This is a genomic window from Streptomyces colwelliae, from assembly GCF_048158785.1.
Lineage (GTDB): Bacteria > Actinomycetota > Actinomycetes > Streptomycetales > Streptomycetaceae > Streptomyces.
This window is the reverse complement of sequence record NZ_JBLTJC010000362.1, coordinates 1-10207: the sequence shown is the minus strand read 5'-3', so window position 1 is coordinate 10207 and position 10207 is coordinate 1. Positions and strand designations below refer to the sequence as shown.

The 10207-nt window shown below is 68.3% G+C and carries 4 protein-coding genes and 1 pseudogene; 2 read left to right on the top strand and 3 right to left on the bottom strand.

The features are described 5' to 3' along the window. Positions 1–112 precede the first annotated feature (112 nt). A pseudogene (locus tag ACNFOC_RS43710) lies at positions 113–1019 on the bottom strand (ATP-binding protein); the annotation flags it as partial. Between the two features lie 102 nt (positions 1020–1121). On the opposite strand from ACNFOC_RS43710, the gene ACNFOC_RS43705 reads away from it, so the two are divergent. Both ACNFOC_RS43705 and ACNFOC_RS43700 read left to right on the top strand, forming a co-directional pair. After that, a complete protein-coding gene (locus ACNFOC_RS43705; protein WP_416964570.1) occupies positions 1122–5273 on the top strand; it encodes a HAMP domain-containing protein in 4152 nt (1383 codons plus the stop codon). A 12-nt stretch (positions 5274–5285) separates the two neighbouring features. Beyond that, complete coding sequence (locus tag ACNFOC_RS43700; protein ID WP_416964569.1) at positions 5286–5861, top strand: response regulator; 576 nt, start codon at positions 5286–5288, stop codon at positions 5859–5861. A gap of 108 nt (positions 5862–5969) precedes the next feature. Here the strand turns inward: ACNFOC_RS43700 and ACNFOC_RS43695 are convergent, their stop codons facing one another. Together ACNFOC_RS43695 and lepA are read right to left on the bottom strand one after the other, a co-directional pair. Then, positions 5970–7856 carry an AMP-dependent synthetase/ligase gene (locus ACNFOC_RS43695; RefSeq protein ID WP_416964568.1) on the bottom strand — a complete coding sequence of 629 codons (1887 nt, stop codon included), beginning with the start codon at positions 7854–7856 and terminating at the stop codon, positions 5970–5972. 307 nt (positions 7857–8163) lie between these two features. Beyond that, positions 8164–10038 carry a translation elongation factor 4 gene (lepA, locus tag ACNFOC_RS43690; RefSeq protein ID WP_416964567.1) on the bottom strand — a complete coding sequence of 625 codons (1875 nt, stop codon included), beginning with the start codon at positions 10036–10038 and terminating at the stop codon, positions 8164–8166. Positions 10039–10207 lie beyond the last annotated feature (169 nt).

Below are 10207 nucleotides of genomic sequence, written 5' to 3'. Positions count from 1 at the left end.
GAACCTCACGAACGTCCTGATCGGTCTCGGCTGGGACGCGCGCCGGAGGAGCCACGAGGGTTCTTGCCGGTGTTTGCGGTCCTGCCGGCCTTGCCGGTCGATTTTCCGGCGGCGGGCGGGTTCTTCTCCAGGGCGCCGCGCAGTTCCTCGATGCGGTTCTCGCTGCCGTGCCAGACCCGGGCGAGGCGCGGCCCGGCGCTGCTCCCGGCGCCCTCGCCCCAGCCTCCGCCGCGGCCCGTCGCCTCGTCCTCCAGCCATACGGCGCACCAGTCGGCCAGCCTCGGCACGATCAGCTGTCCGGCGAGCGCGGCGACGAGGTCCTCGTCGAGCTGTCCGGCGAGGAGGTCGGAGGCCTCGGCGAGGAAGGAGAGGGCGCCGCGGCCGAGCCAGTCCCGGTCGTGTTCGGCGCGAACGGGGTCGCACCGCCTGGGCGTGTTCGCAGGTGGGGGAGGTTCGGGGGCGAGGATCTCGGCGACGCGCAGGCCGCGCTCCCCCGCGTACGTGTCCAACTCCTCGGCGGCCGGGGTGCCTTCGGCGGGCAGGCGGGCCCAGACGGTCTTGGTGCCGGTGCGGTAGGTGACGCCCCAGGACTCCGCGAGGGTGGAGACGAGGCGCAGGCCGCGACCGAACTCCGGTGTCTCGTACGCCGGTTCGGCGTTGTTGTCGCGCGGGGCGCGGGAGGGGTGGTGGTCGGAGACCTCGACGACGACCGAGTCCGTGTCCTCCAGCCGGCACACCAGCTCGACGTCCGTGCCCGCGTGGACGACGGCGTTGGTGACGAGTTCGCTGACGACGACCATCGCGTCGTCGGCCAGCCGGTCGGTGAGCATGTCGCTGCCGGGCAGGCCGAGTTCGGCCCATTCGCGGAGCGTGGCGCGCACCAGGCCGCGGGCGGAACCCGGCGCGAGGGGGCTGCCCGAGAGCGTGGCGCGCATCGTCGCACGCCGGTCCGCGCCGTGGTGCGCGGGCGCATCGGGAGCACGTGAAGTGGTCTCCCGTTGCGTCGGTATGGCCCCCATGCGCAGCTCCCCGAGCAGTTCGGACGAATACGCCTCGATCGATGCGGACAGAGTGACAGACTGAGCGCGCGCATAAGCGCCGAGTTACCGAAGTGGGCCGCCATGAGTGAGAACAGTGCTACGCGTGTGCTCGAAGACGGTCACAAAGACGACTGGATTCGAGCATCCGATCTCCGTCCGCTGCTCGCCGTGATGACGGCCGCCCGCGACGGCGACTTCACTAAGGCGCCGGAGACGGGCCACGGCCTGGTGGCCGAACTGACCGCCGCCTTCAACCAGATCATGGACCGCAGCACCCACTTCGGCTCCGAGACGCAGCGCGTCAAACGGGAGCTGGTGCGCCACGGCCGCCTCGACGAACGTCTCTCCGCCAGCCCCGGCCAGGGCGGCTGGACGTCCCGCGTCAACGACGTCAACCAGCTCCTCGACGCCCTGGTCGCCCCGGCCGCCAACGCGACCCGCGTCCTGGACGCGGTGGCGGGCGGCGATCTGACCCAGCGGGTCGATCTGCACGACGGCAGCAGGCAGTTGCGCGGTGATCTACGGCATCTGGGCCGGGCTGTGAACAAGATGGTGGACCAACTCTCCCTGTTCACCGGCGAGGTGACCCGGGTGGCCCGCGAGGTCGGCACCGAGGGCAGACTCGGCGGCCGGGCCAAGGTGACGCGGCTGTCCGGCAGTTGGCGTGATGTGACCGAGGCGGTCAACACGATGGCGTCCCGGCTGACCGCGCAGGTGCGGGACATCGCCCTCGTCACCACGGCGGTGGCGCGCGGCGACCTCACGCGTACGGTCACCGTCGAGGCGACCGGCGAGCTGCTCGAACTCAAGCTCACCGTGAACACGATGGTCGACCAGCTCTCCGCCTTCGCCGACGAGGTGACGCGCGTCGCCCGCGAGGTGGGCACCGAGGGCCAGTTGGGCGGGCGCGCGCAGGTGCGGGGCGTGTCCGGGGTCTGGAAGGACCTCACCGACAACGTCAACTTCATGGCGTCGAACCTGACGTCGCAGGTCCGGAACATCGCCCAGGTGACGACCGCCGTGGCGAACGGCGACCTGTCGCAGAAGATCACCGTCGACGCGCAGGGCGAGATCCTCGAACTGAAGTCGACCATCAACACGATGGTCGACCAGCTCTCCGCCTTCGCGGACGAGGTCACGCGCGTCGCCCGCGAGGTCGGCACCGAGGGCAACCTCGGCGGACGCGCCCAGGTGCGCGGGGTCTCAGGGGTCTGGAAGGACCTGACCGACAACGTCAACTTCATGGCGGACAACCTGACTTCACAGGTCAGGAACATCGCGCTGGTGTCCACCGCCGTCGCGCAGGGCGACCTCGGCAAGAAGATCACGGTGGAGGCCAAGGGCGAGATCCTGGAGCTGAAGTCCACGATCAACACGATGGTCGACCAGCTCTCCGCCTTCGCCGACGAAGTGACGCGCGTGGCCCGCGAGGTCGGCACCGAGGGCAACCTTGGCGGTCAGGCGCAGGTGCGGGGCGTCAGCGGGGTCTGGAAGGACCTCACGGACAACGTCAACTTCATGGCCCTGAACCTGACTTCGCAGGTGCGGAACATCGCCCAGGTGACGACCGCCGTGGCCAACGGTGACCTGTCGAAGAAGATCACCGTCGACGCGCGCGGCGAGATCCTCGAACTCAAGGACACCGTCAACACGATGGTGGAGCAGCTGCGCGCCTTCGCCGACGAGGTGACCCGGGTGGCCCGCGAGGTCGGCACCGACGGCCGACTGGGCGGCAGGGCACAGGTGTTGGGGGTGTCCGGGGTCTGGCGGGACCTGACCGACAACGTCAATTACATGGCCGACAACCTGACTTCACAGGTCAGGAACATCGCCCAGGTCGCGACCGCGGTGGCGCAGGGCGACCTGTCGAAGAAGATCGACGTGGACGCGCGCGGCGAGATCCTGGAGCTGAAGACCACCATCAACACGATGGTCGACACCCTCTCCTCCTTCTCCTCCGAGGTCACCCGCGTCGCCCGCGAGGTCGGCTCCGAGGGCCAACTCGGCGGCCAGGCACGGGTGGAGGGCGTCTACGGCACCTGGAAGCGCCTGACGACGAACGTGAACGAACTCGCGCTCAACCTCACCACGCAGGTCCGCGCGATCGCCGAGGTGGCCTCGGCGGTGGCGCAGGGCGACATGTCCCGCTCGATCACGGTGGAGACCCAGGGCGAGGTCACCGAACTCAAGGACAACATCAACCTGATGGTGGCCAACCTCCGCGAGACGACCCGCGCGAAGGACTGGCTGGAGTCCAACCTGGCCCGCCTCGCCGCCCTGATGCAGGGACACCGGGACCTGATGGAGGTCGCCGACCTGATCCTGCGCGAGCTGACCCCGCTGGTGAACGCGCAGTACGGGGCGTTCTTCCTGGCCGATCCCGACGAGGACAGCCTGCGAACGGCCATCCCGGCCAAGGGACTTGCCTTCATCGCCGGGTACGGGTCGGCGCAGGCCGCGACCGTGGACACGGGCGCCATGCCGGTGCACGGTCTGGTGCGGCAGGCGGCGCGGGAGAAGAAGCGGATCCTGGTGGAGGAGGCGCCGCCGGACTACATCAAGATCAACAGCGGGCTCGGCGAAGCCGCCCCGGCGAGCGTGGTCATCATCCCGATCCTCTTCGAGGACAAGCTCCTCGGCGTGATCGAACTGGCCTCCTTCTCCCGCTTCTCCGACGTCCACCTCGCGTTCTTCGACCAGTTCGTGAACACCATCGGCGTCGCGATCAACACCATCATCGCCAACTCCCGCACGGAGTCCCTGCTCGGCGAGTCCCAGCGGCTGGCGATGCAGTTGCAGGAACGTTCGGACGAACTCCAGAAGCAGCAGGCCGAGTTGCAGCGGTCCAACGCCGAACTGGAGGAGAAGGCGGCCCTGTTGGCGACCAGCTCCCAATACAAGTCGGAGTTCCTGGCGAACATGAGCCACGAGCTCCGCACCCCGCTGAACTCACTCCTGATCCTGGCCCGGCTGCTCTCCGACAACCCGGACGGCCGACTCTCCGACCAGGAGGTGCAGTTCGCGACCACGATCCACCGCTCCGGCTCGGACCTGCTCCAGCTCATCAACGACATCCTCGACCTGTCGAAGATCGAGGCCGGCCGCATGGACGTACGCCCGAAGCGGCTCCCGCTCATCAAGCTCCTCGACTACGTCCACGCCACGTTCCGCCCGCTCACCCTGGACCGGGGGCTCTCTTTCGAGGTGTCGGTCGGCGAGGACGTGCCGCGCGAGATGTGGTCGGACGAGCAGCGGCTCCAGCAGATCCTGCGCAACCTGCTGTCCAACGCCATCAAGTTCACCGCGACGGGCCGCGTCGAACTCCGCGTCAACCGGGTCAAGGATCCCGAGCACCGCTACTCCGACGACAGCGACGAGGTCATCGTGTTCGCCGTCTCCGACACCGGGATCGGGATCGCACCCGAGAAACTCCCGGTGATCTTCGAGGCGTTCCAGCAGGCCGACGGCACGACCAACCGCAAGTACGGCGGTACGGGGCTGGGGTTGTCCATCAGCCGTGAGATCGCGGGCCTGTTGGGCGGCCGTATCGTCGCCGAGAGCGAGCCGGGGCAGGGGTCCACCTTCACTCTCTACGTCCCCGTCGTCAGCCCCGGGCACGCGGCGGGCGGCGCGCCGCTCACCGAGGACCGCGAACTGCCGCTGCTGCCCGAGCAGTTGTCCAGCGAGCCGTTCACCTCGACCGAGGTGGACGACTCGTGGCCGACACCCACGAAGCTGGAGGCGTGGAAGGCCGGGCGCGCGGGTCAAGTGCTGCCCGGACGGCGGGTGTTGATCGTGGACGACGACATCCGCAACGTCTTCGCGCTCACCCACGTCCTGGGCCGGGTCGGCATGCCGGTGCTCTACGCGGAGAACGGCCGCGAGGGCATCGAGACCCTGGAGCGCAATCCCGACGTCGAACTCGTGCTGATGGACATCATGATGCCGGAGATGGACGGGTACGAGACCATCGCCGCCATCCGCCGCGCCCCGCGCTGGACCGGGCTGCCCATCGTCGCGCTCACCGCGAAGGCGATGCCGGGCGACCGGGAGAAGTCCATCGCGCGGGGCGCCAACGACTACGTACCGAAGCCGGTGGACGTCGACCAGTTGCTGACCGTCGTCTGCGCCCTCCTGGATCCCGAGGCCGCGTCCGAGGCCGCGTCCGCGTCCATCACGGTGGCGGATCCGGGTACTTCAGGAGAAGCCGCGGTTCCGCCGACGACTGAGTGAGGCACAGTCATCATGAGCGCTGAGTCAACGACCGACGAGCGCGCCAGCATCCTCCTGGTCGACGACATGGAGGACAACCTGGTCGCGCTGGAGGCCGTCCTGGGGTCCCTCAACGAGCCGCTGGTACGGGCTCGTTCGGGCGAGGAGGCGATGAAGGCGCTGCTGCGGCAGCGCTTCGCCGTGGTCCTGCTGGACATCCGTATGCCGGGCATGGACGGGTTCGAGACCGCCGCCAACATCAAGCGGCTCGACCAGACCAAGGACGTCCCGATCATCTTCCTGACCGGCACGGACTCGGACGCGGGGTATGCGTTCCGGGGGTATGCCACGGGTGCCGCCGACTACTTGACCAAGCCGTTCGATCCCTGGGTGCTGCGGGCCAAGGTCACCGTTTTCCTCGAACTGCACCGTAAGAACCAGCTGTTGGAGCGGATGCTGGCGCGGGAGCAGGGACAGTTCGATGAACTGGCGTTGCGGCTCAAGGAGATCGAGGCGCGGGTGGCTGCCAGCACGGTCGAGGAGGTGCAGGAGCTTCGGCTTCAGGTGCGGGAGATGGGGCTGCTGGTGCGGGATATGCGGCGGCGTTAGGCCCGATGGGTGCGTTGTTGCCTGCGGGCCGGTGGGGGCTTGTCGCGCAGTTCCCCGCGCCCCTGATGGGCCCCGCGGCCCCTTCGGGGCGCGGGGCCCATCACATCGTCACGCTTCCCGCGAACCCGCGTACATCTCGTCGATCAGGTGCTTGTACTCCCGTTCCACCACCGGGCGCTTGAGCTTGAGGCTCGGGGTGATCTCGCCGTGTTCGACGTCGAGGTCGCGCGGGAGGAGGCGGAACTTCTTGATGGTCTGCCAGCGCTGGAGGCCCTCGTTGAGTTCCTTGACGTAGGCCTCGATCATGGCGACCGTCGCGGGCGCGGCGACGACCTCGGCGTAGGACTTGCCGGCCAGGCCGTTCTCCTTCGCCCACTCCAGGATGGACGGTTCGTCGAGGGAGATGAGCGCGGTGCAGAAGTTCCGGTCGGCGCCGTGCACGAGGATGTTGGAGACGTAGGGGCAGACCGCCTTGAACTGGCCCTCGACCTCGGCCGGCGCGATGTACTTGCCGCCGGAGGTCTTGATCAGGTCCTTCTTGCGGTCCGTGATGCGGAGGTAGCCGTCGGGGGACAGCTCGCCGATGTCGCCGGTGTGGAACCAGCCGTCCGACTCCAGGACTTCGGCGGTCTTCTCGGGCAGCCCGTGGTAGCCCTCCATGATGCCGGGGCCGCGCAGCAGGATCTCGCCGTCGTCCGCGATGCGCACCTCCGTGCCGGGCAGCGGCTTGCCGACCGTGCCGGTGCGGTAGGCCTCGCCGGGGTTCACGAAGGAGGCCGCGGAGGACTCGGTCAGGCCGTAGCCCTCGAGGATGTGGATGCCGGCGCCGGCGAAGAAGTAGCCGATGTCGGGTGCGAGCGCGGCCGATCCGGAGACACAGGCGCGCAGCTTGCCGCCGAAGGCCTCGCGGATCTTCGCGTAGACCAGCGCGTCGGCGACCTTGTGCTTGGCGGCGAGACCGAAGGGCGCGGTGGCCGTGCCGGTGCGGCGGAAGTTGTCCTGGGTGACCTTGGCGTACTCGCGGGCGACCTCGGCGGCCCACTGGAAGATCTTGTACTTGGAGGCGCCGCCCGCGCGCGCCTTCGCCGCGACGCCGTTGTAGACCTTCTCGAAGATGCGCGGGACGGCCGCCATGTACGTCGGCTGCACGACCGGCAGGTTCTCGATGATCTTATCGACGCGGCCGTCGACGGCGGTGACGTGCCCGATCTCGATGTGCCCGGACGTGAGCACCTTGCCGAAGACGTGGGCGAGCGGCAGCCACAGGTACTGCACGTCCTCGGGGCCGAGCAGTCCGGTCGCGGCGATGGCCTTCGCCAGGTACGACCAGTTGTCGTGCGGGAGACGGACGCCCTTGGGGCGCCCTGTCGTACCCGAGGTGTAGATGATCGTCGCGAGCTGGTCCTTGGTGATGGCCCCGACCCGCTCCTTGATCAGGTCCGGGTTCTTCTCCAGGTACGCGGCGCCGCGCTGTTCCAGCTCGGCGAGGGTGAGCACCCAGTCGCCTTCGTCGGCTCCGGTCTCGACGCCGGTCGGGTCGATGACCACGACGTGCGTCAGCTCGGGCAGTTCGGCGCGCTTCTCGCGCGCCTTGGCGAGCTGCGCCGCGTCCTCCGCGATCAGGACCTTGCTGCCGGAGTCGGAGAGGATGAACGTCGACTCGTCGGCGTTGGTCTGCGGATACACCGTGGTCGTGGCGGCGCCGGCGCACAGGATGCCCAGGTCGGCGAGGATCCACTCGACGCGGGTGGCGGAGGCGAGCGCGACGCGCTCCTCGGGCTGTACGCCCAGTTCGATCAGACCGGCCGCGATCGCGAAGACCCGCTCGGCGGCCTGCGCCCAGGTCAGCGACTTCCAGTCGTCGGGGCCCTCACCGGAGGCCGCCGGTACCGGGTAGCGGTAGGCCTCGGCGTCCGGCGTGGCCGCCACGCGCTCCAGGAAGAGGCCCGCCACGGACGGCGGACGGTTCTCGATCAGGGTCTGTGTGTCGCTCACGACATCCTCCGGGGCCCGCGACAGTGCGGCTACTGGCTCATTGCTGCGGCGGTTGACTCACTGCGGCTGGTGGCTCATGTGGCTGTTGTTTAACTCACGAGTAACTATCGAGCAGTGATCAGAGTAAGCCGCGACCGGCCGGTGCGTAAGGGGCGGCGGACGGTCACTTCGAACAGAGCCATGACCACTTCGTGCAGAGCCAAGACATAGGGCCCGCCGCGCGAAAGCGCAACGGGCCCTATGAATCGTCTGGCTATCGTCCGGAATTTCGGTGTACGGGGTCGCTACTTCCCGCGCTTGGCGCCGCCTACTTCTTGCCCTTGGCTCCGCCACCGCTGTCGTCGCTGGACAGCACCGCGATGAAGGCCTCCTGGGGAACCTCCACGGAACCCACCATCTTCATCCGCTTCTTGCCCTCCTTCTGCTTCTCCAGCAGCTTCCGCTTACGGGAGATGTCACCGCCGTAGCACTTGGCGAGGACGTCCTTGCGGATGGCGCGGATGGTCTCGCGGGCGATGACCCGGGAGCCGATCGCGGCCTGGATGGGCACCTCGAAGGCCTGCCGCGGGATGAGTTCCCGCAGCTTGGCGACCAGTCGCACGCCGTACGCGTACGCCGCGTCCTTGTGCGTGATCGCCGAGAAGGCGTCCACCTTGTCGCCGTGCAGCAGGATGTCCACCTTGACCAGGCTGGAGGACACCTCGCCCGTGGGCTCGTAGTCGAGCGAGGCATAGCCGCGGGTCTTGGACTTCAGCTGGTCGAAGAAGTCGAAGACGATCTCGGCGAGGGGAAGCGTGTAGCGGATCTCGACCCGGTCCTCGGAGAGGTAGTCCATGCCGAGCAGGGTGCCGCGCCGGGTCTGGCACAGCTCCATGATCGAGCCGATGAACTCCGACGGCGCGAGGATCGTCGCGCGTACGACGGGCTCGTAGACCTTGTCGATCTTCCCCTCGGGGAACTCGCTCGGGTTGGTGACGACGTGCTCGCTGCCGTCCTCCATCTCGACCCGGTACACCACGTTCGGCGCGGTCGCGATGAGGTCGAGGCCGAACTCGCGCTCCAGCCGCTCCCGGATCACGTCCAGGTGCAGCAGCCCGAGGAAGCCGACGCGGAAACCGAAGCCCAGCGCCGCCGAGGTCTCCGGCTCATAGACGAGCGCGGCGTCGTTGAGCTGGAGCTTGTCGAGGGCCTCGCGCAGCTCCGGGTAGTCGGACCCGTCCAGCGGATACAGGCCCGAGAAGACCATCGGCTTCGGGTCCTTGTAACCGCCGAGCGCCTCGGTCGCACCCTTGTGCAGGGTGGTGATCGTGTCACCGACCTTGGACTGGCGGACGTCCTTCACACCGGTGATCAGATAGCCGACCTCGCCGACCCCGAGCCCGTCCGCGCCGAGCATCTCCGGCGAGTTCGTCCCGATCTCCAGCAGCTCGTGCGTGGCGTTCGTGGACATCATCCGGATCTTCTCGCGCTTGGTGAGCTGTCCGTCGATGACTCGGATGTACGTCACGACACCGCGGTAGGAGTCGTAGACGGAGTCGAAGATCATGGCGCGGGCGGGCGCGTCCGCGTTCCCGACGGGCGCCGGGACCTCCTTGACGACCTTGTTCAGCAGTACGTCGACACCGATACCGGTCTTGGCGGACACCCGCAGCACGTCGTCGGGGTCGCACCCGACGAGGTTGGCCAGCTCCTCGGCGAACTTCTCGGGCTGCGCGGCCGGCAGGTCGATCTTGTTCAGTACGGGGATGATCGTGAGGTCGTTCTCCATCGCCAGGTAGAGGTTGGCGAGGGTCTGGGCCTCGATGCCCTGGGCGGCGTCCACGAGCAGCACGGTGCCCTCGCAGGCGGCGAGCGACCGCGAGACCTCGTACGTGAAGTCGACGTGCCCCGGGGTGTCGATCATGTTGAGGATGTGGGTACTGCCCTCGTCGGCCCCGTCGGTGGGGGCCCACGGCAGACGCACCGCCTGGGACTTGATCGTGATGCCACGCTCGCGCTCGATGTCCATGCGGTCGAGGTACTGAGCACGCATCTGCCGGCTGTCGACCACTCCGGTCAGCTGGAGCATCCGGTCGGCGAGCGTGGACTTGCCATGGTCGATGTGCGCGATGATGCAGAAATTGCGGATCAGCGCCGGGTCGGTACGGCTCGGCTCGGGCACATGGCTGGGGATCGCGGGCACGCAGGGTCCTGATTCTTGAGGCGTCCGCAGTGTCTGCGGTCTCGGGTCGGATCGATACGTAGGCTCCATCGTCCCACGCGTGGGAGGTGCGGTCCGGTTTGGGCCGGTGCGGGTGGGTAACCATGAGGGTTTTCGGGGGTCGGTTCGGTGGTGGGATCGGGGGCTCAGG